Consider the following 24,954-nt stretch of genomic DNA (forward strand, 5'->3'; position numbering starts at 1 on the left):
CGCTGGGGTGCAGCAGATCAGGCCCGCGGGTTGCTGGTGCCGCCCTCCTCGCCGTACTCGTAATAGCCATAGTGATAGTCGTAGGAGTACCCGGCTTCGCGGAAATCGAATTTGGTCACGATGATGCCGGTGAGATTGCCGCCGATATCGGTCAGGCGACGCGCTGCAGCGCGCAATTGACCGGCTTTGGCCCGGCCTGCTTCGGCTACGAGAAGCGTGAAGTCGGCATGGCGCGACAGCATCGGCGCATCGGCAAAACCCATGACCGGCGATGAATCCAGCACGATGAGGTCGTAAAGCGGTTCCAGCTGCTTAAGCAGGTCGGGCAGCAGGTCGGTGCTCAGGATCTGGGCGGGGTTGGCCGGACGCGTGCCGAGCGGCATGTAGTGGAACGATTTGTCCTCGTCCCGACGAATCGCCTGTTCGATCGTGATGTCGCTGGCCAGCACGTCCATCAGGCCGTTTTCGTTCTCGATACCGAGATTCCGATGCACGCTGGGTTTGCGCAGGTCGCAATCCAGCAACAGGACCTTGCGGCCGACCTCGCCGAAATCGCGCGCCAGTGCCAGCGAAGTGGTCGACTTGCCTTCGCCCGGTTGGCAACTGGTGATCAGCATGGTCTTTCGGCGCTTGCCGCCGGTGGCCATGTCGACCGCTGCCCGGATCGAGTAGTAGGCTTCCGAAATCGCGCTCTTGCGATCAGTCAGTTCGTTTTCTTCTTCGCTATCGACATAGGGGGTCGTCCCGATGATCGCGAGGCCCAGCTTGCGCTCGATCTCGTCCGGCGAATAGAGCGTATCGTCGGTCGCTTCGCGAACAATGGCGAGGCCGCAGCCAATCAGGAGGCCCATCACCAGCGATACCAGCAAATTGCGCGGGAGATTGGGCGAGATCGGCGCGCCCGGCACGCCGGCTTCGTCGATTAGCTGAATGTTGTTGGCCCGCATATCGGATGCGCTAGCGATCTGGGCCAGACGCTGCTGCAAGCCCTTCAACTGGTCTCGCAGGTTCTGCGCATCGCGGTTGAGAAGGGTAAACTGAACCGAGCGGTCTTGTTCGTTGAGCGTTGCATTGGCGAGGCGCGAACGGGCACGTTCGAGTTCGGCCTCCTGCCGGCGCGCGACTTCGTATTCGTTGCGCAGCGAATTGCGTACACGGTTGGCAACACTGCCGATCTGCGCATCGAGTGCGGCAACTTGAGCTTCGGCCTGCTGCACCTTGGGGTGTCCGGCAAGATAGAGTTCGCGGACTCGCTGCAATTCAGCCTGTGCCTTTGCCCGCTCGGAGGCGAGGTTCTGAAGCGTCGGGTTCTGACGCGCCTCGGCCAGGTTGAGCGGCTCGGTTCCTTGCGCGGTGCGATACCGCTGCTCGGCCAGGATCCGCTCGGTCTGGGCCTGCGAATAGGCCTGGTTCATCTGGGCCAGGCGCGAAGCGGCGATAGACTGGCTCGCACCTGCGCCCGCGCCACCATCTCCATCGTCCTGTCCGAGCGCCGATCCGGCAAAAATCAGTCCATTACGACGGGCATATTCGACCGCCGCGGTTTCGGCCTCGCGCAGCTCTACCCGGGTCTGCTCGACCTGGTCTTCGAGGATTTCGCGCGCATAGGCGTTGTTTTCCAGCTCCCCGCGCACATTCGCTTCGATGAAGTTGGCGGCATAACCATTGGCCAACAGCGCCGCCATTGAGGGATTCTCGGAAATATAGGTGATGGTGGCGACGCGGCTCTGCTGTGACAGTTCCATCGCGACGTTCTGTTGCAGCATTGCCGATGCCATGGAGCGTCGCAGCTCGGGCGAAATCTCGACCGCGCCCAGAGCCTGTTGGTCGATGCCGGCCGACTGCAAGAACGCCTCGTTCTGCGTCAGGTCGAGCGAGTCGACCACTGCCAACGCCATCCGGCGGCTGCGCAGCATTTCGCGCTGGGTGTTGAGATAGCGGTCGGTTTCAAACGCGCTTATCACCGGGCTCACGTCCGAACCTTCGATGACCTGCAGGCTCTCGTTATCGATCCGGACCGTTGCGCCGGCCTGGTAGAGCGGCTTCATCAGCAAGGTGATGATCAGGCCGGCGAGTATTGCCACGCCGACAAGGATCGCCACCATTTTCTTTTGCCGCCAGGCCATGGCGCGAAGCTCAGCAATGCTGAATCCTTCTTGGTAAGCGCTGGCGCTGTCATCCGCGATGTATCGCTGCAGGCCGCTACGCGCGGCCTCGCTGTTGGCTAGATCGTTAATTTGTAGAACTCCCAGAGCTCGAAGAACTTCCAGAATTTTGCAATTGTGCGAAAATCGCAAGGGCCGGCAGTGCGGAGATCAGATCCTGCCACAGCCGCGCACGCCCGTTGGTGCCGATCATGATACGATCGCCGGGTAAAATTACCGGGTCGACCATCTGTCCGGTGCGCATCAGGTTGAGATCGAAGCGGGCAGCCATTTGCTGGTTATCGATAACTCGAAACAGCACGATATGGTCGTTCTTGGCGTAACGGGTGGTCCCGTCAGCCAGCGCCAGTGCGCCGAGCAGGGTGGTGTCGGGCGGAAAATTAAATACGCCCGGATCGGAAACTGCGCCTTCGACCGTGACGAGGTGCGAGCGCTGCTCGAGCAGGTGGACAGTGACCATTGGATTGCGAATGTAGCGCGCGGCGAGCGTTGCGCGGATGGATTCGGCAACCTGGTCAGCCGTGAAACCGGCAGCTTGCACCTGGCCGACCATCGGCATCATGAAGTTGCCGTCTTCGCTAATACGAATGCTCTCAAAGCTCAGGTCGGGCTCACCCATTACCGAAACGCGGACCGTGTCCTTCGGGGCGAGCACATAGGTGGCAGGATTTACCTCTGCACCGAGCAGGCCCAATCCTTCGGCATTAACCGGCGCGACCGGATTGAGGATGCCTGTTTGTGTGGGGGGCGTGCTGGCACACCCCGCAACAAGCAAGGCCACCCCGGCAGGGATGGCAGCGTGAAACAATCTATTCATCGAGTTGCGACGTCCAATCCGAAAGGCAGCCATGAAAAATAGGGAAATCCGCGTATTCCTTAACCGTCTCGTCCTGTGCTGGCAACTGAATGCACCATGGGATTTCGCGCGGTGGAGCCGTTGACGATCAAGCCCAGCGCGTACGCCACAAGGGTCGAGATGGTAATTGTCCGCAACGGGTAGTCGACGAGCGAGTGGACGATTGGCAAGGACATCGCCAGCAAAATCAGCATCGTCGGCACGACGCTGGTGCGCGCTCGCAAAACTGTCCTGATCCGCCGGCCAAGCAGCAGGAAAAATGTCCCCACGAGCCCTGCTGCCACCAGCCCTCCCTCGATCACAAGTTCGAGGAAATCATTGTGCGCGTGATTGATATAGAGCTGGCCCATCAGGTCGAGCGGTTCGAACTGTTCGTACACTTCGCGGAAGGTACCGAACCCGCTTCCGAAGGGTAGGGACTGCCCAGCGACAGCGAGTGCTTGCGGCCAGATCACGAACCGCTTGTCGTCGGCAATGGCGCTGCGGTTGGAAATCGCGGAAAGGACCCCGTCGCTGATGAAGGGCAGGATCACCAGCGCCGCGAGCACAACAACTACACCGCCCAACGCCAATGCCAGGGTTCGCCGTTCAAGGCCGAGGCGCTCGCGCAGCAGCACCAGAGCAGCGCCAAACACGGCCAGGGCCAGCAACACGGTTCCGGCGCGCGATCCGGTCAGTAGCACGCAGATGATGGCAAGAGCCGCGAGCGACAGGTGGACCACACCGCGCGTGAACTCGGTTTCGCTCTTCTTGGCTGCCAGTGCTGGGGAATTGGCCAGCATCAGCAAGACCGCCATCAGCAGGAAGGTCGCCTGATGATTGTGGTTGGTGAAAAAGCCGGTCGCCCAATCGGTGTCGGCGCGGTCGAAAGGATAGAACGTGTCACCGGCGAGCGACTGCAGCAGGCTGAGGCCGATCGCTATTGCCAACACGCTCGTGAGGCCGCGTCTGAATGCTGCAATTCGCCTGTCATCGCCGCTCCGCACTGCGGCGTAAACCGCGAGCGCGGGGATCAGGAACAGCATCGATTCAAATGTGGCATGCCAATCGATTGACCACGAACGCCACGTTGCCGCTCCAAATAGCATGGTGTCCAGGTTCTCGACCCCGTCGTAGTGCGGCAGCAGCTGCCACAGCGCCGGGGGGAGGGGGGCCATTTGCAGCAACAGCACGCCGATCAAGGTCAGCGCCAGCCAATCCAGCCCCGCGAGCGAGCGCAGGTGTGAACGACGTGATGCGATCGCGACTCCCAGCATGATGCACGCCAGCAGCTCGGCGAAATGACGCGTGGCGGGGTAGCTTGGATTGGCGCCGCCCATCAGCAGGATGAGGACGAACGCGCACGTCCACATCCAGCCAGCGACTGCGCCAGTGGGCTTGGGTAGGCTGGACAAGTCGAAATACCCCGGAACTGGGCCGCCTGACATCGATCTGCGATGGCCAGCAGCAACTATAGCTGCACAATCAATGGTTCGCGTCTTGCAGTAAAGCGATAATTCACCGATGGGCGACCTTGTACCCGGAGCAGCATCACGTGTTGCCCACCACGGGCAGTTTGCCCCGAACCAATTTGGGAAGAGAACCACTGGTGCCGAGTATACCCGACTGGTTGGGAATATCCGCCTATCTTGCCGTTGCCGCCCTATGCCTGTGGGCGGCGTTCGCTTCCCCCGCCCGCGCGGCGAAGCCCACGCGGCTACACTGGATCGGCATTTCGGCAGCCTTGGTCGCGCTGGCAGCGTGGCGTTTACTGCAGATCGAGGAATTCCTGCGCTCATGGCTGCGCACCGAGGTCATCGGGGATGCCTACGATACGCGCTACGAGTTTCAGGGCCCGGCGGCCGCGATAGTCATCCTTGGCGGATTGGCGATACTGGCACTGGCGGCGTGGCAGCTCCATCGGCGCCCACTTCCGGTGATCCTGAGTTCGCTAGCTATCGGAGGATTTGCGGGCCTGATCGCGATCAGAATCGTCTCGATCCATATTCTCGACCGGCTCATTTATTCTGGCATCGGACCGGTCCGGATCAATTACCTGATTGAACTCGGCCTGCTGGCAACCATTGTCTATGGTGTGTACCTGTACCGTGCAGAACCAGCCCAGCCGCCAACCGATCCGCACCGGCGCCGCACTCGCCGCGGCTGACTTGCTGGACACCAGCCGGCTTTCCCTTCGCAAATAGCTTGGCTAGGGCGGTTCCTGCGCATGACTAGCACGCCGCATCTTCGCCTCGGGACCCGTCGCTCACCGCTTGCCATGGCTCAGGCAGAGGAAGCGCGCTGGCGCCTGTGCAAGGCGCATGGCTGGGTCGAGGCTGATGTCGAACTGGTCCCCGTAATCGCCAGCGGTGATCGCATCCAGGACAGGCCGCTGGCAGAAATCGGGGGCAAGGCGCTGTGGACCAAGGAACTCGACGCATGGCTCGCCGAAGGGCGGATTGATGCGGCGGTCCACTCGATGAAGGATGTCGAAACCTTGCGCCCTGACAGCCTGATCATCGCTGCGTTGCTGCCACGGGCGGACCGGCGCGACGTGCTGATCGGCGCCGCCAGCATCGCCGAGATCGCTGCTGGAGCGCGGGTCGGCACCAGTGCCCCGCGCCGGGCAGCGCAGATGCTCCACCATCGGCCCGACCTCTCCATCGTCACCTTTCGCGGCAATGTCGCCACCCGGCTGGCGAAGCTGGAGGCGGGGGAGGCTGACGTGACGCTGCTCGCCGCAGCGGGACTCGACCGCTTGGAACGGGGAGAGATCGGCCACCGGCTTGATGCGAATGATTGGCTCCCGGCACCTTCGCAGGGCGCTATCGGGATCGAGTGTCGCAGCGACGACGAGCGCGTGCGCCAGATGCTCGTCCCGCTCGATCACAGCCCCACACGCGCTGAGGTCATGGCCGAACGCGGCTTGCTCGAGGCGCTCGATGGCAATTGCCACAGTCCAATTGCGGTATTGGCAGAAGCGGAGGCGGGGCGCGTCACCGTCCAGGCTGCGATTTACAGTCCGGACGGCAGCGAGAAGATTGCCGGATCGACCGCATTGGTCGACGGCGAGACTGCCCCGTTGCGCCAAATGGCGCGAGACATGTTGGCGCGCTCAGGCCCGGCCGTGCGCGCCGTATTCGGGAGCGCGGCTTGAGCGTTCGCCTCGTCGTTCTACGGCCCGAGCCGGGACTGACCGCGACGCTGGTCGCCGCGTTCGAACGCGGCTTGTCTGCGCGCGGAATGCCGCTGGCCGCGGTCGAGCCGCGCGCCTGGAAAGCGCCGTCCATTGCATTCGACGGGATTCTGGTTGGCAGCGCCAATGCCCTGCGCAGCGCCGGCCCAGAACTGGCCAAGGTCGCCCATCTGCCGATCCTGGCGGTTGGCCAAGCGAGCGCGCAGGCGGCGAGCTCTGCGGGTTTCGAGGTCGAGCAGGTGGGGAAAGGCGGCCTGCAGGACCTGATAGACGGTTTACATGGCAAAACGCGGCACCTTCTCCGTCTTGGCGGAGAGACACATCTATCACTAGACTTGCCTGATAATATCTCTGTCGCGACACGAATTACCTATGCGGTGAAATATTCTGCGCCCACCGCTGGTCAAGCGGCATTGCTGCGCGAGGGGGGCGTTGTAATGTTGCATTCGGGCGAAATGGCTCGCCATTTTACCCAGCAATGTGAAGCGCTTGGCATCGACAAATCGTGTCTGACGATTGCCGCCCTTGCTCCGCGTATCGCCGAAATGGCGGGAACCGGCTGGAGCTCTGTCCACATCGCCCCTGCCTACAGCGACGGCGCGCTGTTGGATTTGGCTGCCAGACTATGCAACACTCTCGCCATGAATATTGAAGGCGCACGACCCGGCGCGGCGAAAATGCCGAAGAACGGATCGAAATGAACGCAGAGACCGGACCTGCAAACATGGGTTCTACCCGAACGATCCTGGGCGTTGTCCTGATCGTACTGCTGCTCGTCGTATCGGCGGCAGGGTTCTTCTACTGGCGGCAGGGCATGGATGATGTCGGTAGTAATGAGGTCGCGACAGGATCCGCCGCAGAAGGCGCGCTATCATCGGCTGACCCTGCAGCGGATGCGATGCCCACGCCAACTGCTTCGGAAGCCGTGCAGGAGGCGGCAGAAGCGGTAACGCGGGTGACCGAGCAGCAGGGCGGGCTCGAGGAACGCCTTCTTGCTGCTGAGCGCCGTCTCCAGTTGCTCGACCAACAGGCCCGCGCTGCCGCCGGCAATGCCGCGCGCGCCGAAGGTTTGCTGATTGCTTTTGCCACCCGCCGCGCCATCGAGCGCGGAGCCGAGCTCGGATATCTCGCCGACCAGTTGCGGCTGCGCTTCGGCGATGGTTGGCCCAATGCTGTTGCGACCATCATTTCAATGTCGCGTGACCCGGTCACGCTCGACCAGCTTATCTTTCGACTCGAGGGGCTTGAGCCCGAACTGCGCAACGCCAGTGAAGAACCCAGCCTTGACCGGCTGCGCCGCGAACTGGCCGAGTTGTTTATTGTAAGGCGCGAAACCTCACCCTCTCCGCAACCGATGCAGCGGATGGAGCGGGCGCGGCTGTTCCTCGAAAGCGGACGCTATGAATCAGCGATCGAGGAGGTGCAGAATATGCCCGGCGCCGTCGCAGCCGAGCGCTGGATCGCTGATACCCGCCGTTATGCCGCAACCCAGCGGGCAATCGACCTGATCGAGACCGGCGCGCTGCTCGAACCGCGGCGGTTGCGCGATGGTTCGGGTATCACTGTCGACCAACCCAGCCCGATCTTGCAGACATCCGAGTAGGCTCCGACGCGTCAGGCGCGATGGCGCAGCAACTCGGGCCGCTGGCCCGTGACCCCGCGCGCTTCGTCCATGAAAAAGGCTTTGAGAACGCCGGTCCGCTGAATGGCGCCCATGCCCAGCCGGCGCAGGGCCGATGCGGCCTTGCCCGGAACGCCGAACAGCCGGGTCAGCCCGTCGGTAGCGGCCATCACCATCAATGCGTCGAGCGCGCGCCATTCCTCGTATTTGCCGAGCATCTGTGCGTCGCCCGGATCGAGGCCGAGTCGGCGGCCTTCGGTCAGCACTTCGACCAGCGCGCCGACATCGCGTAGGCCGAGATTGAATCCTTGCCCGGCAATCGGGTGCATTCCATGCGCCGCATCACCCACCAGCGCCAGTCGTTCGCCGACCAGTTTGGAGGTATGCTGGAAGGCAAGCGGATAGGATGACCGGGCCGAATTGAGTTCGACCTTTCCGAACAATCCGTCCATCCGCTGCTCGACCTCGCCGAGGAAGGCGCGGTCGGACATTTTCAGAACACCATTCGCGTCGTTCTCATCGACCGTCCAGACCAGCGCGCTGCGATGCGTGCCGTCGGAACCATCAAGCAGCGGCAACAGCGCGAACGGTCCATCGGGATAGAAAATTTCCCAGGCGACATTGTCGTGTGGATTTTCGTGGTTCAGCCCGACGATAATCGCACGGTGGCTGTAGTCCCACTTTGCGAGGTTCAGACCCTCTTCCTCGCGCGTGGGTGATCCGCGCCCCTCGGCGGCGACCATTAGCGCGCCTTCCAGCACGGTCCCGTCGGCCAGAGCGGCGCTGGTGCCGAAAGGGTCGCGTTCGCGGTGGACGATCTCGGCCGGGGCATGCCACTTGATTAGCGGCTCGGCCCGGGCGGCATCGAACAAGGTCGTACGCAAGGTGCGGTTGGCGAACATCCGGCCGAGCGAATCCTCGTTCGGTTCGGGCTGGAAGTCGATCCGTCCCGGCTTCATCTGGTCGGACACGGCGATAGCCTCGATCGGGCAGCCGTGGGGTTCGAGGGTGTCGGCAAGGTCGATATTGCGAAACAGGTTCCAGCTGGCTGTCGAGATCGCGGTAGCCCGTCCGTCGAAGCCTTCGGCGGTGACCGCGGCCGGATCGGCGCGGTCAATCACGTGGCTGGTGAAACCACGCTTTGCCGCCGCCAGCGCCAGCGTCATCCCGACGAGCCCGCCTCCGAGGATCAACAGATCGCGTTTATCGCCCATGGATTCCCTTTGCTTATGCACTAATGGGCGCAGTAGGACTTATCTGATGCCTTCCGCAAGAACGACCTTCGGACACCTTTACGCCCGGTTCGCCATGTTGATGGCAGCACTGGTGCTCGCTGTGCTGCTCGCAACGCCCGCAGCATCGCAAGATAACACCATTCGCGCCGCACTGCTGGCCGAGGGTGCGGTCGCGCCGGGCGGGGAAACGACGCTGGCGCTCAGGTTCACGCCGGTGAGCGAGGAATGGCACGGCTATTGGGCCAATCCGGGCGATGCCGGCCTGCCGATGGAGCTAGAGTGGACTGCCCCTGTAGGGGTGACGATCGGCGAACCGCTCTATCCCACGCCGCAACGGCTGGTGATCGACGGCCTGATGAACCACATCTTCGAAGGCGAACATGCGGTCCTGTTGCCGCTGCACCTCGCCGAAGACTACTCCGGCGATGGCGTGTTAGAACTGCAATTGGCGATCACCTATCTCGCTTGCACCGACCGGATCTGTGTGCCGCAGCAGGCGGAACTGCAGGTCGGAGTGCCGGTCGGCAAGACTGGCGGCACCAATGCCGCTTTCACCCGTTATCGCAGCCAGCTGGCACCGCTGATCGATGCGCCGGGACGCTTTGCTATCGCCAGAAACTTGCTGCAGCTCGCCATTCCGGTGGCGGCCGTTGTCGACGTCGGTGAGCCGCATGTCTTCATCCGTAACCGCCAGCTCGTGGATTATGCCGCACGGCAGGGTTTCCGCCGGCAGGGCGACTGGCTGGTAGCCGAAATCCCGATGGCCGAGAGCGCAACGCGCCCCGGCGTGGTCGAAGGGATTGTGCGGTTGGGAAATGGCGAGGGCTTGCGCTTCGTTGCCGAGCCGGGCGCTATTCCAGCGGGCGGAAAGCGACTGATGGCTCTGGCGGACGATCGACCTGCCTTGTGGGTGTTGCTGGCGGGGGCTTTGATTGGCGGGCTGCTGCTCAACATCATGCCCTGCGTATTTCCGATCCTCAGCCTCAAGGCGCTGAGCCTTGCGCGCGCCGGGGGCGGCGAGGGCGAGGCGAGGGCAGAGGGACTGGCCTATACCACCGGTGTCGTGTTGGCCTGCGTGGCGCTGGGCGGGGCAATGCTGGGCTTGCGGGCGGCAGGCGAACAGGTTGGCTGGGCGTTCCAGTTGCAGGAGCCGGGCGTGGTCGTGGCGCTGCTGGCGCTGGCCGCGCTCATTACTGCCAACTTGCTTGGCGCATTCGAGTTGCCGGGGCTGGCAATTTCAGGCGGCAGCACCCCGCGCGGAGCCTTTTCGACCGGACTGCTGGCGGCCTTCGTCGCCACGCCTTGCACTGGCCCCTTCATGGCGGCGGCGCTGGGGGCGGCCCTCTTGCTTCCTGCAGGACTTTCCCTCCTGCTGTTTGCCGCGCTGGGGCTTGGACTGGCGCTACCCTTCCTGTTGCTCGGTTTCGTACCGGCATTTCGCAATCGCCTGCCAAAGCCAGGTCCATGGATGGCGACTTTCCGCAAGCTGCTGGCGATTCCGATGGGGCTGACGGCGCTGGCACTGGTGTGGTTGGTGTGGCGGATCGGTGGAGCAGGTTTCGCCCTCTTCGCACTCGCCGTCGCAGTGCTGCTATGCTTGGCCGCAGCGCTTGCGTGGGGACGAGGGCAAAGGGGCTGGGGCGTAATCGTGGCTCTTGGCGCCATCCTGGTGGCGGCCGTCAGCCTCGTGTATTTCGAGCCACCCCAGCGCCAGGCGCAGGCGCAGGTGCTGGACACCGTGCCGTTTAGCAAGGCAGCGTTGGCACAGGCCCGCACCACCGGCGCCCCGGTGTTTGTCTATTTCACTGCTGACTGGTGCGTAAGCTGCAAGGTCAATGAAAGGGTCGCGATAGAGCGTCCCGCGACCCGCGCTGCGTTCGAACGGGCTGGCGTCACAACCCTGCGCGGTGACTGGACGCTACGCGAACCGGAAATTACCGAGTTCCTCAATCAGCGGGGTGTTGCGGGCGTACCGCTCTACTTGTGGTATCCGCCGGGTGCGGCAGAGCCGGCACAATTGCCGCAATTGCTTGCGCCCGACAGCCTTATTCGTCTGGCTCGGGATTCAGATCGTCCAAGCCGGGTTCGTCAGTAGCGCGGCAGGCGTTGACCAGATCCCGCACCAGCGGGTTGGGCTTCAACATCACCGCGCCGGCTCCGGGGATGACCGCCTCGACTTCGCGCCGACCGGTCAGGGCTTCGAGATCGGGGGAATCGGCCGGAACCGAGCCCTGCCACAGCCAGGCCCGGCCATTGTAGACCGCATCGACCGGAAAACGCTCGGCATGAAAATTGCCGACCAGGCTCATCATCGCCTGCGCCTCGCGGTCAGCGCGAACAAAGCGGGTGAAGACAAGGCGCGGCTTCGCAGTCTCACGCTCGCATTGCACTGCCATCATCGGCGTCTCGCCCGGTACACCGTATAGCAACCGTTCGATCTGGTCGCTGGGCGCCCAGATGGCATCTTTGGCTTCGGGCGAGTCCAGCGGTTGGGAAGCCTCGGGCACGTCTTCCTCGACAAACCCACGCTCGAGATAGTCGTCCGCCGCCGGCGGCTGGCACGCGGCCAATGCGAGAGCGGGCAAGATGAGAACCCCGGAACGCATAGTCACCGCAACTTCCGCTGGGTTTTGCCGTAGCGCGTCTTGCGCGTGCCGGGGCGGCCCGCGTCCGAGCGGCCTACGCGCGGCGCCTTTTTTTCGGAGTCGGGCAGGCCCAGCTCGTCGTTCTCGAGGCGGCGGATTTCGTCGCGCAACCGGCCCGCTTCCTCGAACTCCAGGTCAGCAGCGGCGTTGCGCATCCGCTTCTCAAGGTCCTCGATATAGGCGCGAAGGTTGTGCCCGACCAGATTGTTGCGCTCGTCATCGCCGGTGCCGATGGTGACCCCGTCCTGCGACGCAGTGTGCGCGACAATGTCCTGGATATTGCGCTTGATCGTGGTCGGCGTGATGCCGTGCTCCTCGTTATAAGCACGCTGTTTCTCGCGCCGGCGATCAGTTTCCGCCATGGCGCGTTCCATGCTGCCGGTGATGCGGTCGGCATAAAGGATCACCCGCCCGTCGACATTGCGCGCCGCGCGGCCAATGGTCTGGACCAGCGACGTCTCGGACCGCAGGAAGCCTTCCTTGTCGGCATCAAGGATGCACACCAGCCCGCATTCGGGGATGTCGAGCCCTTCGCGCAGCAGGTTGATACCGACCAGTACGTCATAAACGCCCAGTCGCAGATCGCGGATCAGCTCGATCCGCTCCAGTGTTTCCACGTCAGAGTGCATGTAGCGCACGCGCACGCCCGCTTCGTGCATGAATTCCGTGAGATCTTCCGCCATCCGCTTGGTCAGTGTGGTGACCAGTGTGCGGTAGCCCTTGGCGGCGGTCGCCTTGCATTCCTCGATACAGTCCTGGACCTGGTCCTCGACCGGCTTGATCTCGACCGGCGGGTCGATCAGCCCGGTTGGGCGAATGACCTGTTCGGCAAACACGCCGCCGGTCTGTTCAAGCTCCCACCGACCAGGGGTGGCCGAAACGCAGAAAGTCTGCGGGCGCATCGCGTCCCATTCGTTGAAGCGTAGCGGACGGTTGTCGATACAGCTGGGCAAGCGGAAGCCATATTCGGCCAGCGTCAGCTTGCGACGGTGGTCGCCGCGCGCCATCGCGCCAATCTGGGGCACAGTCTGATGGCTTTCGTCAACGAACAGCAGCGCGTTTTCGGGCAGGTATTCGAACAATGTTGGCGGCGGCTCTCCCGGCAGGCGACCGGTCAGGAATCGCGAATAGTTCTCGATCCCGTTGCAGCTACCGGTGGCAGCGATCATTTCGAGGTCGAAATTGGTTCGCTGCTCAAGCCGCTGGGCTTCGAGCAAATGGCCCTCGGCATGCAGCTCCTTGAGCCGTTCTTCCAGTTCGAACCGGATCGCCTGGGCAGCCTGCTTCATGGTCGGACCGGGGGTGACGTAATGCGAATTGGCGTAAACGCGCACCGTGTCGAGGCTTGCGCCCTTCTTGCCAGTCAGTGGATCGAATTCGCTGATATCCTCGATATCGTCGCCGAAGAAGCTGATCCGCCACGCCATGTCTTCATAGTGGCTGGGGAATATCTCCAGATTGTCGCCCCGGACGCGGAAATTGCCGCGCGCAAAGGCCGCATCGTTGCGCTTGTACTGCAGGGCAACGAGCTTGCGGATCAGCTCGCGCTGGTCGACGCTTTGGCCCTTCTTGATATCGAAGATCATCGCCGAATAGGTTTCGACCGAGCCAATACCGTAGAGGCACGACACCGAGGCAACGATGATCACGTCGTCACGCTCTAGCAGGGCGCGAGTAGCCGAGTGGCGCATCCGGTCGATCGCCTCGTTTACGCTCGATTCCTTCTCGATATAGGTGTCCGAGCGCGGGACGTAGGCTTCGGGCTGGTAATAGTCGTAATAGCTGACGAAGTACTCGACCGCGTTGTTGGGAAAGAAGCTCTTGAACTCGCCGTAGAGCTGCGCCGCGAGGATCTTGTTGGGGGCTAGCACGAGCGCCGGGCGCTGCAACGTGTCGATCACCTTGGCCATGGTGAAAGTCTTGCCCGAACCGGTCACGCCCAAAAGTGTCTGGGTCTTCTCACCTTCGCGCGCGGAGGAAACCAGTTCCGCAATCGCTGTCGGTTGATCGCCGGCGGGTTCATACTCCGAAACCAGCTCGAATTTCTTGCCCGGCATCGATTTTTCCGGTCGCTCCGGGCGGTGCGGGGTGAAATCTTCGCCGGTTTCGGGTTCTGCCAGCCCGCGCCTGATTACAAGATCTGCCATGGCGAATGGATATGCGTATCCCGAAGGGCATTGTGAAGTGCTGCGTGCGGCGATACCGTTCGCACAAGCCAGGATGGCCAGGATCCGGCGGTCGCAAATAAGGATCAGACATGATTGGCAAACGTCGCACTGGGCGGATGGCGGGTTTTACTGTGGGCGCTATCGCGGCGATCGCGCTCGCTTCCTGCAGCGAGGAGCGGATCGCGGACGAGGATGTCCTGGCGCGGTCCGGCAAGTTGGAGGATCCGGCACCCGGCCTCTATGCCGTGACCACCGAGCTTGTCCGGTTCGAAGTGACCGGGGCGCCGCCGGCCGTGGCCGATCGCCTGCGCGAACAGAGCGGCGGAGTGCAGAAATCGACCAGCCAGCGCTGCGTGACCAAGGATGACGCCGACAAGGGTTTCGAACCCCTGCTGCGCGAATTCGCCGAGATGCGGAACGGTCTCGATTGCGGCTTTATCCGCTTCGATGCCGATGCACCTCGGTTCAACGCGAAAATGACCTGCACCGGGCCGCTCGATGCAACCGCAGCGGTGGTTTTCGCCGGCGAAACATCGCGCGAGGGTTTCGACATGACGATGGATACCGAAGCCAGTAGCCGGATCATCGCCGGTGGTACCATGGCGATGCGGTTGCGCTTTTCTTCCGAACGAGTGGGCGAGTGCAGCGACGCTGCCAACGGCCCGGAAGTAGCGCCACCCGCGCCCTGAACGCCCGCTCGAAGCGCGGAACGCTATCGTTAGCGCCGCATTCATAGGTTTTAGCCTATGGTGTAAAAAAAGATGGCCGCGCGCGCACCCATGACCTCGATACTGCCCGTTCCACTGGAGCGGGCGGAACTCGTGCGGCGGTTCGAACTGGCTCGTGAAGCGGCGCCGGAAGGCATCCCCACACCCGGCCTGCGGCTGTTTGCTGCGGAGATATTTTCGACTTTTTCACCCAGGCCACGTCTCTCGCGGCTGTTTCGCGGTCGGTTGCAGCTGCCCAAGGCAGCCAATCCGCGTTGCGTGATGCTGTTGCCCGGCTTTGCCACCCACCCTTCGCGCATGCGCTATTTCGCTGAAACTCTGGAGGAGGCGGGACACACCGTCAAACGCTGGGGGCAGGGATACAATTGGGGCGCAACGACGGAGATGTTCACCCTGCTGGAGGATCGCCTTCTCGATCTCGATCGGCGCTGCGGCGGTCCGGTGGTGTTGGTCGGCTGGAGCCTGGGTGGGCTGTTTGCACGCGAACTGGCGAGAAAGCATCCCGCCGCCGTGGCCAAGGTCATTACCATGGGCACTCCGTTTTCCTATTCGCCACGCGCCAATCATGCCTGGCGGCTGTATCAATTCATTGCCGGCCACAGGGTCGACAAGCCGCCAGTGGGAGGGGACCTGGCAGCCAAACCGCCGGTCGAGACCGTGGCGCTGTGGAGTTCCAATGATGGCGTGGTCCATCCGCGTGCGGCCTGCGGCAAGCCTGGCGAGCGCGATCGGGCGATCGCCTTGCGTTGCGGCCACATGGGCTTTGCTGACTCCCGCGAAAGCATCGAAACCGTCGCACGCGAGATTGACGGGGAACCTGTAGGCGATTGAACCCTTGTTAGGGCGGGGCATGACTGTAGGTTGTGCTTCTGGACAGGGGACCGATGAGCACTTCCGGTAGCTATTTCGACGAGCGCGAGGACGAGACAGGCGCGATCCGCGAGGCGTATCGTGACTACGACACGTGGTTCCAGCAACAGGATAACGGCTTCCTGCGGCGCAAGCACCTCGAGGCAGAGGGGCAATTTCGCAGCACCGGCATCACCTTCAATGTCTATGGCGAAGACAAGGCCGAGGAGCGGTTGATCCCGTTCGACATGGTCCCACGCATCATTACGGCAGCCGAATGGCGCCGTCTCAGCCGCGGGATCGAACAGCGCGTGTCCGCGCTCAATGCCTTCCTCTACGATCTTTATCACAAGCAGGAAATTATCCGCGCGGGTCGACTGCCCGAGCGGCTGTTTCGCAACAATGCAGCGTGGCTGCCGGAAATGGTCGGCTTTACCCCACCTGGCGGGGTCTATACCCACATCGTCGGTATCGACCTGGTGCGGACCGGGCCTGACGACTTCTACGTGCTGGAGGACAATGCCCGCACGCCGTCCGGCGTCTCCTACATGCTGGAAAACCGCGAAACGATGATGAGCATGTTCCCAGAGCTGTTCACGCAGGTCGGGGTCGAAGGCGTTTCCAACTATCCTCGTCGGCTGGCCAAGAGCCTCGCCGCCTGCGCGCCGGAGGGCACTGGCGGCAAGCCGGTCGTCGCGGTGATGACGCCGGGGATCTATAACAGCGCCTATTTCGAACATTCTTTCCTCGCCGACCAAATGGGCGCCGAACTGGTCGAAGGCAGCGATCTGCGGGTGATCGACGGACGGGTGCAGATGCGTTGCACCGCCGGGTATCGGCCGGTCGATGTCATCTATCGCCGCGTCGATGATGAATTTCTCGATCCGCTGACCTTCAATCCCGACAGCATGCTGGGCGTGCCGGGGATCATGGATGTCTATCGGGCCGGCCGCATCACCATTGCCAATGCCCCGGGTGCCGGCATTTGCGACGACAAGGCAATCTACAGTTTCATGCCCGAAATCGTCGAATTCTATACCGGCGAGAAACCGCTGCTGCCCAATGTCGAGACGTGGCGATGCGCCGATGACGACAGCCTCAAATATGTGCTCGACAATCTCGAGGAGCTGGTGGTCAAGGAAGTGCATGGATCGGGCGGTTATGGAATGCTGATCGGCCCGACCGCCTCGAAGCGCGAGATTGCCGAATTCCGCAAGAAGTTGGCATCCAATCCGACGAACTACATCGCACAACCCACCCTGGCGCTATCGACCTGTCCGATTTTCACCAAGAAGGGGCTGGCGCCCCGCCATGTCGACCTGCGCCCATATGTGCTGGTCAATCCCGACGGGATCGAGATCACCCCCGGGGGGCTGACAAGGGTCGCACTCAAGAAAGGTTCGTTGGTGGTCAACTCGAGCCAAGGCGGCGGGACCAAGGATACCTGGGTGCTCAAGGAATGACGAAGGGACCCTCATGCTAGGCCGGACAGCAAACAGCCTGTTTTGGATGTTCCGCTATCTCGAGCGGGCGGAAAATACCGCGCGCCTGCTCGAAGCCGGTTTCCGCATGGCGCTTACCCGTGACCTGGCGACGGCGGAGGGGGAGTGGCGCTCGGTCATCGAAGCCGCAGGCCGACGCGAGGATTTCGAGCGCCAGAACGCCACCTATACAGGCGTTCAGGCCTGGAATTTCATCCTCCGCGATTCCGGCAACCCGTTGAGCGTTATGGACATGCTCGACGCGGTGCGGACCAATGCACGCGCCGCGCGAAACGCCATCAGCGAGGAATTGTGGACCGTCATCAATGAAAGCTGGATGGAAATCCGTGACATGCTGGCCAAGCCCGTAAGCCAGGGACAGGTTGGCCGGGTGCTCGGTTCGATCCGGCGTGCGGGCACGCTGGCGCATGGGGCCATGGTCGGTTCGATGTTGCGCGACGAAGGTTTCCATTTCGCCCGCGCCGGTACCTTTCTCGAACGGGCCGACAGCACTGGCCGCATCCTGGATATCAAATACTACCTGCTGCTGCCGTCGCTGTCCTATGTCGGGTCGAGCCTCGATACCGGGCAGTGGGAGAACGTGCTGCGTTCGGTGGCCGGCGACCGGGTGTTCAGCTGGCTCCATGCCGGAAGGATCGATGCCCGCAGCATTGTCGACTTCCTCGTTCTGGACGAGCGGTTTCCCCGCAGCCTGGCCTTCTGCCACGATGCCTTGCGGCAGGAGCTGGCGGCGCTCGCTCGGATCCACAAGACCGAGGGCCAGTCCAACGCGCTGATGCGGCAAGCGGACATGCGGCTGGCGGAGTTGACGGTGGAGGACATCTTCGACCAGGGGCTGCACCAGTTCCTGGTCGACTTCAAACAGTCCAATATCCGCATAGCCGAGGCGATCGGCCAAGATTACAGGTTCCTCGTCTGATGCGACTGACAGTGCGCCATACCACCCGCTACAATTTCGCAGAGCCGGCCCTGCACGGATTGCAGCGCCTGCGCCTGACGCCCAAGTCGACGCAGGGCCAGGAAATCATCGAATGGCAGATGCGGTTTGAAAACGCGCACGAGGAACTGGCGTACGAGGATCAGCACCACAATGCGGTCACTCTGGTCTCGGTCGAGGAAAATGCGCGATACGTGGTGGTGGAATGTTTTGGCGAGGTAGACACGCGCGACAACGCCGGCGTGATTGGTCGCCATGCCGGTCATCTCCCGTTGTGGAGCTTCATGGGGCAGACCAAGCTGACCCGCCCGGGACCGGCCTTGAAAGGCTTCTTGCGTGACCAGGCCCGCAACGAGCGCGAGTCTCCAATCGAGTTCCTTCACCGCCTGTCATCGGCAATTCGTGACACCATCGAATATCGCATCGGTGAGACCGGTGTGAGCACCACAGCCGAAGAGGCCATCGTCCAGGGCGGCGGAGTCTGCCAAGACCATGCCCATGTGTTCATTTCGGCCGCTCGCGAAAATGACATTCCGGCACGCTATGTCAGCGGGTACCTGATGATGAATGACCGCATCGAGCAGGATGCAACCCATGCCTGGGCTGAGGCGCATGTCGACGGACTGGGCTGGGTCGGGTTCGATATTTCCAACGGCATCAGCCCTGACCCCCGGTATATTCGGGTGGCGACGGGCCGCGACTATCGCGATGCCGCCCCCATCACCGGCATCAGCGTTGGTGGCCGCACGCAAGACATGGACGTGCAGGTGGCTGTGGAACAACATTCGGAACAGCAGTAGAGGGCGGCCGCATGAGCGTGCCCCCAAAGGAATTCAGAATATGACCTATTGTGTTGGCATGATGCTCGAAAAGGGGCTGGTGTTGATGAGCGACACCCGCACCAATTCGGGCGTCGACAACATTTCGACATTTCCCAAGATGTTTCGCTGGAATGTACCGGGCGAGCGGATCATCACCGTGATGACCGCGGGCAACCTTGCCACCACGCAGGCGGTCGTCAGCCAGTTGGAAGAACGCACAAAGATACCCGACGATCGTGCGAATTCTCTGCTGGAAGCGCCGACCATGTTCACTGTCGCCAGTGAGATCGGGCGGCTGCTTCGCGAGACGATCGACCAGCGACAGCGGGCCAATAATGACACCGGGCGCAAGCGGTTCACCGCTTCGATTATACTTGCTGGCCAGATCGCCGGGATGGAGCCGCGGCTGTTCATGATCTACCCCGAAGGCAATTTCATCGAAGCCAGCAGCGACACCCCGTTCTTCCAGATCGGCGAGCTCAAATATGGCCGCCCGATCATCCTGCGCGCCTATGACCGGGGAATGAGCTTCGAGGAAGCTATCAAATTGCTGATGGTTTCGTTCGATTCCACCCTCAAGGCCAATCTGTCGGTCGGGATGCCGCTGGACCTGATGGTGCTTGAACGCGATCGCTACGAGCCGGCCTATACCGCTCGCGTGACGCGCGACGATCCCTATTTCCAGTCGATTTCGTCGAGTTGGGGGAATGCCCTCAAAAGCGCGTTTGAATCGCTGCCCAAATACACGATGGACGACTAGGTTTTTGACTAAGGCAGTTTGCCTAAGTCGAATTACCGAGTGGAATTTGCGTAAACAGCCACCATTTTGAAAGTAATTTTCCAGCAGGGCTCGGCGATTCCAAGACCTTACCCGATGATTACATTCATTTTGGTATTAATCCGGATACATAAGTCCCTGCGTCGGCGTCATTATGACGGCCATGGACGAACGATTGACACTCCACTGCATCGATGGCGACAGCCGTTCCCGCGCAGAGCTGGCTCGAGCGGCATTCGCGCTCGGTCATCATGCAGAAGTATACGGTTCGGTCGAGGAACTGGCCGAGCACCAACCGCGCGAGGGAATCCTGCTTGCGCGCGACGATAGCAGCCCCGACGGAATAGATATCTTCATCGAGCAGATTACGGCCCTCGGCGTGTGGCTGCCGGTAGTCGCAACCGGAGAGGATCCCGACACTGACCGTATCGTCGCCGCGATCAAAGGCGGTGCGCTCGATTTTCTTCCCTTGCCGATCGAACCAGATCGCCTGTCTGCCATTCTGCAGCGGATTGCCGAAGAAGCGCGCAACCAGGTGGCCGAGCGGCGACGGATGGTCACGGCACGCGACCGTATCGCATCCTTGTCCGACCGCGAACGCGAAGTCCTAGAATGGCTGATCGAGGGTAGCAGCAACAAGGTGATCGCGCGCGAACTGGAGATCAGCCCGAGGACGGTCGAGATTCATCGCGCCAACATGATGACCAAGCTGGGCGCGCGCCACGCTGCCGAAGCGGTGCGGCTGCGTATGGAGGCACGCATGGAGCCCGACCTCACGTCCTGACGACCCGACCCATCGCGCGACCTTGCGGTTGAGTAGTGCATTACACTGCTGCAGCTACGCCCACGGGGACATTCACCGACAAAAGCTTCCTTCGCCCCATTCGAGATGGAAGTGGTCCCGATGCGCCGAATTATATTCAGGACCAAGCACGGTGCCGAACCGCTTGCAGGCGCTGCGCTGGATTGTGCGCAGGAATTCGCGTTCGGCGCGGCCGCTGCCATCCCAATCCGCCAGTACACTGATCCGTCGCCCGTCTTCCAGCACGAAGGCGGCGATATCGATCGCCTCGGCCCGAGAATGGGCCGAACGGCGCGAACTGCCGGCGATATTGCGGCAGGAATAGCTGCCCATGGTCTCGATCCGGCTAAGCGGACTGCCGAGAATCTGCCGCGCTGCACGATCGACGCCAAAACGCGCCCAGCCGCTGAGGGCTTCGGCCGTGGGACAGGTCACCGGCCCGAGATTAACGATATCGAGGTTGCTGCGGTCACCCCCAAGGGCCTCGACCTGCACGGCATTGAGCGCCGAACAGCCAGCCCCGTAGTATTTGTCGGGTAGCGCGTTGAACCGCGAACCGGTTTCGCCCAGCTTGGCGAGGCACTGCTGGCCAACGGGACTCCTGGTGATCACCTGGTCGGGCATGGGCGCGCGCGCTTGCGATCCGTTGCCCGAAGGAAGGATATTACAGGCACCCAGGGCCAGCCCGAGCATGACGACGAGAGCATGACGCATAGGGCAACTTTGCCCCTTCGTAGTTAACACCGTCCTAATTTGGCGGTAGGCCGGGGACATAAGTCGCATTTTAACAGGCCGCATCAGGAGAACATCATGCAGCGCTTTTCCGGCAAGACAGTGATCGTTACCGGCTCATCGGGCGGAATCGGCGAGGGAATCGCTCGTGCATTTGCCGCCGAAGGTGCCAATGTCGTGCTCAACAGTCGCAACCAGGCCGATTGCGAAAAAGTTGCCGCAGACTTCGATGCCGAACGGACGCTGGTGGTGGCAGGCGACGTATCGAGCTCGAAGTTCGTGGGCGAACTGATTGCCAGCACCGTCGAGCGCTTCGGGGGGCTCGATACGCTGATCTGCAATGCCGGCGTTGCCTATTCGGGCCCCTTGGAGAAGACTCCCGACGAACAGATCGACCGCGTCATCGACATCAACGTCAAGGGCGTGATTTACTTGTGCCGCGAGGCGATAGGGGAACTGGCCAAGACTAAGGGCTCGATCACCATTATCTCGAGCGTTTCGGGACTGGGGGGCGACTGGGACCTGCCGGTTTACAACGCATCCAAGGGCGCAGTGTCCAATCTCACCCGCAGCCTGGCGCTGCAGCTGGGCCGCAAGGGTATCCGCGTCAACGCGATCAACCCCAGCATCACGCGGTCAGACATGACCGATGCAATCACCAGCAACGAGGCGCTGGTGAAGGCAGCACTTAAGCGCCTGCCGCTGGGCCGGGTGGCCGAGCCGGAGGATATCGCGGGACCGACGCTATTCCTGTCCTCCGACGAGGCGCGCTTCGTTACCGGGGTCAACCTGCCGGTCGATGGCGGTGTAAGCGCGTCGAACGGCCAACCTAATTTCGCAGCCGAAATGGGGGGCTGACAGCTCAGCGTCAGCCGGGCGCTTCGACCTGTTGCCACAGCTCGATCTTGATCCCGTCCGGGTCGAGCAACCAGGCGAACTTGCCATAGCCCTCGTCCGTGCTGTCGAGCACTTCGACGCCCTTGGCTTTCAATTGGGCGACCATGCCGTCGAGGTCGTCGACGCGCAGGTTGATCATGAATTCGCCGCGTCCCGGCTTCAAATAGTTGTCGTTCTTGAAGTGGCTGATGAGCGAATAAGGCTTGTCGCCGGTCTCCTCCGACCAGTCGAGCTGTGGCCCATACTCGCCGTCTATCCCCAGCGTGTCGCGATACCATGCTCGCGTCGCTTCGGGGTCTTTCACAACGTAGAACACGCCGCCCAGTCCGGTCACTTTGGCCATCCCGTCCTTCTCCTCTTGCGCAGGCAATCCTAGCCGAGGGGAAGGGCGGGGAACAGGGGCGACAGTTTAGCTGGCAGTGGCGCGTTTTTCGGCGGTACCAGCGGTCGCGAGCGAGACCAGCCAGATCGCCAGCCATGCGGTCGCGAAGCCGGGGATAATCTCGTAAACACCTGGTCCGCCAAGGAAGGCTCCGTTCCAGCCGAGCGTGATCCACGCGACGACGACTACAGCCCCGGTAACAAGGCCAGCCAGTGCGCCGGCGCCGGTCATCCGGCTCCATGTCAGCGACAGGATAATGAGCGGCCCGAAGGCAGCGCCAAACCCGGCCCAGGCATTGGCAACAAGGCCCAGAACCTGGCTTTCGGGATCGCGGGCGATGAATATCGCCACCAGCGCCACCAGCAGGACGCACACCCGCCCGACATTCACGCTCTCGCGCTCGCTGGCGTTCTTGCGCAGGAACAGGCGGTAGAAATCCTCGGTCAGCGAACTGGAGGCGACCAGCAATTGCGAGCTGATGGTCGACATAATCGCCGCCAGCAGGGCTGCCAGCAGGAAGCCGGTGATGAGTGGGTGGAACAACAGGTCGGCCAGGACGATGAATATGGTTTCGGGATCTTCCACCACCAGTCCATTGCGCTCGACATAGGCACGGCCGGCAATGCCGACACCCAGCGCGCCCAGCAGCGCCACACCCATCCATGTCATGCCGATATTGCGTGCTGCGCGGACCGATTCCACGCTGCGTACCGCCATGAAACGTACGATGATATGCGGCTGGCCGAAATAGCCCAGCCCCCAGGTCACCGCGCTGAGGAAGCCAATGAAGGTCAGGCCGCCGAACAGGCTGAGGAAGCCGGGTTGTACGTCATTTAGCGACTGTCCGGCACTTCCCCCTTCGCCGAACATCACCACCAGCGGCATCAGCACCAGCGCGACGACCATGATGCAACCTTGCACAAAGTCTGTCAGGCTGACTGCGAGGAACCCTCCGACCATGGTGTAGGCCAGAACCACGCCGGCGGTCAGCCAGATGCCCAGGGCATAGTCGCTCATCCCGATATCGCCGAACAGGCTCGCAAAACTGGTCTCGAACAGCTTGCCACCGCCGACCAGTCCGGCTGCGGTGTAGACGCTGAAGAAGGCGACGATAATGATCGCGCTGATGACGCGGAGGGCAACCGCCTTGTCAGGAAAACGATTGGCGAGAAATTCGGGGATGGTCAGCGCATTGCCCAGCTTTTCGGTCTGTGCGCGCAGGCGCGGAGCAACAATAATCCAGTTTGCGAACGCGCCGACAAACAGCCCGATCCCGATCCATGCCTCGACCAGGCCGGCGGCATAGAGTGCGCCTGGCAGGCCCAGCAGCAGCCAGCCCGACATGTCGGAAGCGCCGGCGGACAATGCTGCGACCGCAGGGTGCAGATTGCGTCCACCGAGTAGATATCCTTCGCTGTCGTCGGTCGACTTGCGCCAGGCATAGAGCCCGATGCCGAGCATGAGAATGAAATATAGCGTGAGAGAGATCAGTGTTCCGGTCTGCATGGTGCAAGCGAGTAACAGGGCAGATACCGCTTGACTACAGGGTCGCATGAATTCGCAATTATGGCACATGGATCACGCCGGATTCTGCAGGGATATTTCTGCCAAGTGTCCAAGGCAGCAACGAATTTCACGCAAAGAAGAGGCGGGCCCTGTTGCCAGGACCCGCCTCTCGGTTGGGCTTGCGCTTGGTGGAAGGAGTTAGCAAGCCCGGGGAGAAGATGCGCTTACTGCGCGTCGACACCTGCGGGGCGAGCGCGTTCGGCGCTGGCCGCACCACTGGCGCTGCCGGCGACAAGGGCGTTACCGTTGGCGCTGAACATGCCGGCCGGGAGGGTGCGGCTGACCTTGCCCTGCGTCACGACAACCTGCTGGACCTGGCCACGCCCGTCGGCGACGATCTGGCTGACCTGCCCCAGCGAAGCGCCCTCGGGCGTCGTCACCGGCATACCCGGAGCAACCGTGGCAGCGCCGGAAGCGTTACCGGCGGCGCTGCCAGCGACGGCGAGCGGTGTTGCAAGGGCGCCGCCTGTCAGCGAGCCGTTGCCGCTTGCCGAACCCTGGCCATTGGCGCTGGCGCTGCCGAGTGCGGGAACGCCCGACGTGGCGGCGCTGTTGGCAGCAGCGCGAGCCGTGCCGGTAGCGGTGGCGGTTGCCGAACCGGCAACCGAAGTGGCTTGGCCAGCTACCGGAGCGATTGCACCCGTAACGGCATCGGTGCCGATCAGCTGGGCGTTCGCATTACCATTGGCCGAGCCCTGGCCGCTGGCCGAACCCGATGCCATCGTCGGAACCACGAGGTCGGCGAGGCTGGCGGTCGAACCGGTCAGCGAGCCTTCGGCGCTGCGATTGGCCGAGACGCTGCCTTCGCGGGCATTGACCGACTGGTCACCTGAGGTCGAGGCCGAGCCGTCGACCGCGCCGCGCACGGTACGGGTAGTGGAGTTGATGGTGCCACCGATGGTGGAATTGACGGTCGAGTTGATCGAACCACCGACATTTCCGCCGAGGCCGCCGCCAAGTCCGCCCAGCAGCTGGGCGTGGGCCGCAACCGGGAACAATGCGATGGCACTTGCAGTGAGAATAAGCTTTTTCATGTCCGTTTCCTTTCGGTCATTGACGCGAGCCGGAAATCTCTGGCTTGCTCAAAAGGAAAAC

General features: G+C 62.4%; 23 protein-coding genes. 13 read left to right on the forward strand and 10 right to left on the reverse strand.

Annotated features, from left to right (window positions below):
• Nucleotides 1-17 precede the first annotated feature (17 nt).
• The 3 genes from ACXYL9_RS04965 to ACXYL9_RS04975 are packed head-to-tail and all read right to left on the reverse strand — an operon-like array spanning nt 18 to nt 4,448.
• Complete coding sequence (locus ACXYL9_RS04965; protein ID WP_459038475.1) at nt 18-2,297, reverse strand: GumC family protein; 2,280 nt, start codon at nt 2,295-2,297, stop codon at nt 18-20.
• Nucleotides 2,233-2,982, reverse strand: a complete 750-nt coding sequence (locus tag ACXYL9_RS04970; protein WP_459038476.1) for a polysaccharide biosynthesis/export family protein — start codon at nt 2,980-2,982, stop codon at nt 2,233-2,235. The genes ACXYL9_RS04965 and ACXYL9_RS04970 overlap by 65 nt, the downstream gene beginning before the upstream one ends.
• Nucleotides 2,983-3,041: 59 nt before the next feature.
• Entirely contained in the window at nt 3,042-4,448 is a 1,407-nt protein-coding gene (locus ACXYL9_RS04975; RefSeq protein WP_459038477.1) for an O-antigen ligase family protein, read from the reverse strand.
• A 161-nt stretch (nt 4,449-4,609) separates the two neighbouring features.
• Between ACXYL9_RS04975 and ACXYL9_RS04980 the strand changes: the two genes are divergently transcribed.
• From ACXYL9_RS04980 to ACXYL9_RS04995, 4 genes are read left to right on the forward strand one after another with little or no spacing between them, the layout of a single operon-like run.
• Nucleotides 4,610-5,167: a hypothetical protein gene (locus tag ACXYL9_RS04980; protein WP_459038478.1), complete on the forward strand. Its 558-nt coding sequence runs from the start codon at nt 4,610-4,612 to the stop codon at nt 5,165-5,167.
• A gap of 60 nt (nt 5,168-5,227) precedes the next feature.
• Nucleotides 5,228-6,157, forward strand: coding sequence for a hydroxymethylbilane synthase (gene hemC / locus ACXYL9_RS04985; RefSeq protein ID WP_459038479.1), 930 nt, complete (start codon nt 5,228-5,230; stop codon nt 6,155-6,157).
• Nucleotides 6,154-6,897 carry a uroporphyrinogen-III synthase gene (locus tag ACXYL9_RS04990; protein WP_459038480.1) on the forward strand — a complete coding sequence of 248 codons (744 nt, stop codon included), beginning with the start codon at nt 6,154-6,156 and terminating at the stop codon, nt 6,895-6,897. Before hemC ends, ACXYL9_RS04990 begins: the two co-directional genes overlap by 4 nt.
• 23 nt (nt 6,898-6,920) lie before the next feature.
• A complete protein-coding gene (locus tag ACXYL9_RS04995) occupies nt 6,921-7,799 on the forward strand; it encodes a hypothetical protein (RefSeq protein ID WP_459038481.1) in 879 nt (292 codons plus the stop codon).
• 11 nt (nt 7,800-7,810) lie between these two features.
• On the opposite strand, the gene ACXYL9_RS05000 is transcribed toward ACXYL9_RS04995, so the two are convergent.
• On the reverse strand, nt 7,811-9,031 hold the full coding sequence (locus ACXYL9_RS05000; protein WP_459038482.1) for an FAD-dependent monooxygenase: 1,221 nt from the start codon (nt 9,029-9,031) through the stop codon (nt 7,811-7,813).
• Between the two features lie 46 nt (nt 9,032-9,077).
• Here ACXYL9_RS05000 and ACXYL9_RS05005 point away from each other — a divergent pair, with 46 nt between their 5' ends.
• The gene (locus tag ACXYL9_RS05005) at nt 9,078-11,147 is read left to right on the forward strand and encodes a protein-disulfide reductase DsbD family protein (protein WP_459038483.1); all 2,070 of its coding nucleotides are present in this window, start codon (nt 9,078-9,080) and stop codon (nt 11,145-11,147) included.
• On the opposite strand, the gene ACXYL9_RS05010 is transcribed toward ACXYL9_RS05005, so the two are convergent.
• Both ACXYL9_RS05010 and uvrB read right to left on the reverse strand, forming a co-directional pair.
• On the reverse strand, nt 11,098-11,664 hold the full coding sequence (locus ACXYL9_RS05010; protein ID WP_459038484.1) for a hypothetical protein: 567 nt from the start codon (nt 11,662-11,664) through the stop codon (nt 11,098-11,100). The two genes, ACXYL9_RS05005 and ACXYL9_RS05010, sit on opposite strands and share 50 nt — an antisense overlap.
• Complete coding sequence (uvrB, locus tag ACXYL9_RS05015; RefSeq protein ID WP_459038485.1) at nt 11,661-13,844, reverse strand: excinuclease ABC subunit UvrB; 2,184 nt, start codon at nt 13,842-13,844, stop codon at nt 11,661-11,663. Before uvrB ends, ACXYL9_RS05010 begins: the two co-directional genes overlap by 4 nt.
• A gap of 110 nt (nt 13,845-13,954) precedes the next feature.
• Here uvrB and ACXYL9_RS05020 point away from each other — a divergent pair, with 110 nt between their 5' ends.
• The 7 genes from ACXYL9_RS05020 to ACXYL9_RS05050 all read left to right on the forward strand — a co-directional run bounded on the left by ACXYL9_RS05020 (nt 13,955) and on the right by ACXYL9_RS05050 (nt 20,264).
• A complete protein-coding gene (locus ACXYL9_RS05020; protein WP_459038486.1) occupies nt 13,955-14,554 on the forward strand; it encodes a DUF3617 domain-containing protein in 600 nt (199 codons plus the stop codon).
• A 90-nt stretch (nt 14,555-14,644) separates the two neighbouring features.
• Entirely contained in the window at nt 14,645-15,424 is a 780-nt protein-coding gene (locus ACXYL9_RS05025; protein WP_459038487.1) for an alpha/beta hydrolase, read from the forward strand.
• A 53-nt stretch (nt 15,425-15,477) separates the two neighbouring features.
• Complete coding sequence (locus ACXYL9_RS05030) at nt 15,478-16,905, forward strand: circularly permuted type 2 ATP-grasp protein (RefSeq protein ID WP_459038488.1); 1,428 nt, start codon at nt 15,478-15,480, stop codon at nt 16,903-16,905.
• Between the two features lie 13 nt (nt 16,906-16,918).
• A complete protein-coding gene (locus ACXYL9_RS05035) occupies nt 16,919-17,863 on the forward strand; it encodes an alpha-E domain-containing protein (protein ID WP_459038489.1) in 945 nt (314 codons plus the stop codon).
• Complete coding sequence (locus ACXYL9_RS05040; protein ID WP_459038490.1) at nt 17,863-18,681, forward strand: transglutaminase family protein; 819 nt, start codon at nt 17,863-17,865, stop codon at nt 18,679-18,681. The genes ACXYL9_RS05035 and ACXYL9_RS05040 overlap by 1 nt, the downstream gene beginning before the upstream one ends.
• A gap of 40 nt (nt 18,682-18,721) precedes the next feature.
• Nucleotides 18,722-19,462, forward strand: a complete 741-nt coding sequence (locus ACXYL9_RS05045; protein ID WP_459038491.1) for a peptidase — start codon at nt 18,722-18,724, stop codon at nt 19,460-19,462.
• Between the two features lie 181 nt (nt 19,463-19,643).
• Entirely contained in the window at nt 19,644-20,264 is a 621-nt protein-coding gene (locus ACXYL9_RS05050) for a response regulator transcription factor (RefSeq protein ID WP_459038492.1), read from the forward strand.
• A 72-nt stretch (nt 20,265-20,336) separates the two neighbouring features.
• Here the strand turns inward: ACXYL9_RS05050 and ACXYL9_RS05055 are convergent, their stop codons facing one another.
• Nucleotides 20,337-20,996 carry an extensin family protein gene (locus tag ACXYL9_RS05055; protein ID WP_459038493.1) on the reverse strand — a complete coding sequence of 220 codons (660 nt, stop codon included), beginning with the start codon at nt 20,994-20,996 and terminating at the stop codon, nt 20,337-20,339.
• A 96-nt stretch (nt 20,997-21,092) separates the two neighbouring features.
• Here ACXYL9_RS05055 and budC point away from each other — a divergent pair, with 96 nt between their 5' ends.
• The gene (gene budC / locus ACXYL9_RS05060) at nt 21,093-21,872 is read left to right on the forward strand and encodes a meso-2,3-butanediol dehydrogenase (protein ID WP_459038494.1); all 780 of its coding nucleotides are present in this window, start codon (nt 21,093-21,095) and stop codon (nt 21,870-21,872) included.
• A 10-nt stretch (nt 21,873-21,882) separates the two neighbouring features.
• Here budC and ACXYL9_RS05065 read toward each other — a convergent pair whose 3' ends face one another.
• The 3 genes from ACXYL9_RS05065 to ACXYL9_RS05075 all read right to left on the reverse strand — a co-directional run bounded on the left by ACXYL9_RS05065 (nt 21,883) and on the right by ACXYL9_RS05075 (nt 24,893).
• Nucleotides 21,883-22,254, reverse strand: coding sequence for a VOC family protein (locus ACXYL9_RS05065; RefSeq protein WP_459038495.1), 372 nt, complete (start codon nt 22,252-22,254; stop codon nt 21,883-21,885).
• A gap of 66 nt (nt 22,255-22,320) precedes the next feature.
• Nucleotides 22,321-23,799 (reverse strand): sodium/proline symporter PutP, encoded by a 1,479-nt coding sequence (gene putP, locus ACXYL9_RS05070; protein WP_459038496.1) that lies wholly within the window; start codon nt 23,797-23,799, stop codon nt 22,321-22,323.
• Nucleotides 23,800-24,023: 224 nt separating this feature from the next.
• Nucleotides 24,024-24,893 carry a hypothetical protein gene (locus tag ACXYL9_RS05075; RefSeq protein ID WP_459038497.1) on the reverse strand — a complete coding sequence of 290 codons (870 nt, stop codon included), beginning with the start codon at nt 24,891-24,893 and terminating at the stop codon, nt 24,024-24,026.
• Nucleotides 24,894-24,954 lie beyond the last annotated feature (61 nt).

The organism is Qipengyuania sp. CAU 1752, from assembly GCF_054482615.1.

What these genes read in the sequence shown, in the direction of transcription:
- ACXYL9_RS05075 (WP_459038497.1), bottom strand. Translation starts at nt 24,893, where the DNA reads ATGAAAAAGCTTATTCTCACTGCAAGTGCCATCGCATTGTTCCCGGTT.
- budC (WP_459038494.1), top strand. Translation starts at nt 21,093, where the DNA reads ATGCAGCGCTTTTCCGGCAAGACAGTGATCGTTACCGGCTCATCGGGC.
- ACXYL9_RS04975 (WP_459038477.1), bottom strand. Translation starts at nt 4,448, where the DNA reads ATGTCAGGCGGCCCAGTTCCGGGGTATTTCGACTTGTCCAGCCTACCC.
- ACXYL9_RS05050 (WP_459038492.1), top strand. Translation starts at nt 19,644, where the DNA reads ATGGACGAACGATTGACACTCCACTGCATCGATGGCGACAGCCGTTCC.
- ACXYL9_RS05025 (WP_459038487.1), top strand. Translation starts at nt 14,645, where the DNA reads ATGACCTCGATACTGCCCGTTCCACTGGAGCGGGCGGAACTCGTGCGG.
- hemC (WP_459038479.1), top strand. Translation starts at nt 5,228, where the DNA reads ATGACTAGCACGCCGCATCTTCGCCTCGGGACCCGTCGCTCACCGCTT.
- ACXYL9_RS04970 (WP_459038476.1), bottom strand. Translation starts at nt 2,982, where the DNA reads ATGAATAGATTGTTTCACGCTGCCATCCCTGCCGGGGTGGCCTTGCTT.
- ACXYL9_RS05035 (WP_459038489.1), top strand. Translation starts at nt 16,919, where the DNA reads ATGCTAGGCCGGACAGCAAACAGCCTGTTTTGGATGTTCCGCTATCTC.
- ACXYL9_RS05045 (WP_459038491.1), top strand. Translation starts at nt 18,722, where the DNA reads ATGACCTATTGTGTTGGCATGATGCTCGAAAAGGGGCTGGTGTTGATG.
- ACXYL9_RS05030 (WP_459038488.1), top strand. Translation starts at nt 15,478, where the DNA reads ATGAGCACTTCCGGTAGCTATTTCGACGAGCGCGAGGACGAGACAGGC.
- ACXYL9_RS05065 (WP_459038495.1), bottom strand. Translation starts at nt 22,254, where the DNA reads ATGGCCAAAGTGACCGGACTGGGCGGCGTGTTCTACGTTGTGAAAGAC.
- ACXYL9_RS05005 (WP_459038483.1), top strand. Translation starts at nt 9,078, where the DNA reads ATGCCTTCCGCAAGAACGACCTTCGGACACCTTTACGCCCGGTTCGCC.
- ACXYL9_RS04995 (WP_459038481.1), top strand. Translation starts at nt 6,921, where the DNA reads ATGGGTTCTACCCGAACGATCCTGGGCGTTGTCCTGATCGTACTGCTG.
- putP (WP_459038496.1), bottom strand. Translation starts at nt 23,799, where the DNA reads ATGCAGACCGGAACACTGATCTCTCTCACGCTATATTTCATTCTCATG.
- ACXYL9_RS05055 (WP_459038493.1), bottom strand. Translation starts at nt 20,996, where the DNA reads ATGCGTCATGCTCTCGTCGTCATGCTCGGGCTGGCCCTGGGTGCCTGT.
- ACXYL9_RS05020 (WP_459038486.1), top strand. Translation starts at nt 13,955, where the DNA reads ATGATTGGCAAACGTCGCACTGGGCGGATGGCGGGTTTTACTGTGGGC.
- ACXYL9_RS05000 (WP_459038482.1), bottom strand. Translation starts at nt 9,031, where the DNA reads ATGGGCGATAAACGCGATCTGTTGATCCTCGGAGGCGGGCTCGTCGGG.
- uvrB (WP_459038485.1), bottom strand. Translation starts at nt 13,844, where the DNA reads ATGGCAGATCTTGTAATCAGGCGCGGGCTGGCAGAACCCGAAACCGGC.
- ACXYL9_RS05040 (WP_459038490.1), top strand. Translation starts at nt 17,863, where the DNA reads ATGCGACTGACAGTGCGCCATACCACCCGCTACAATTTCGCAGAGCCG.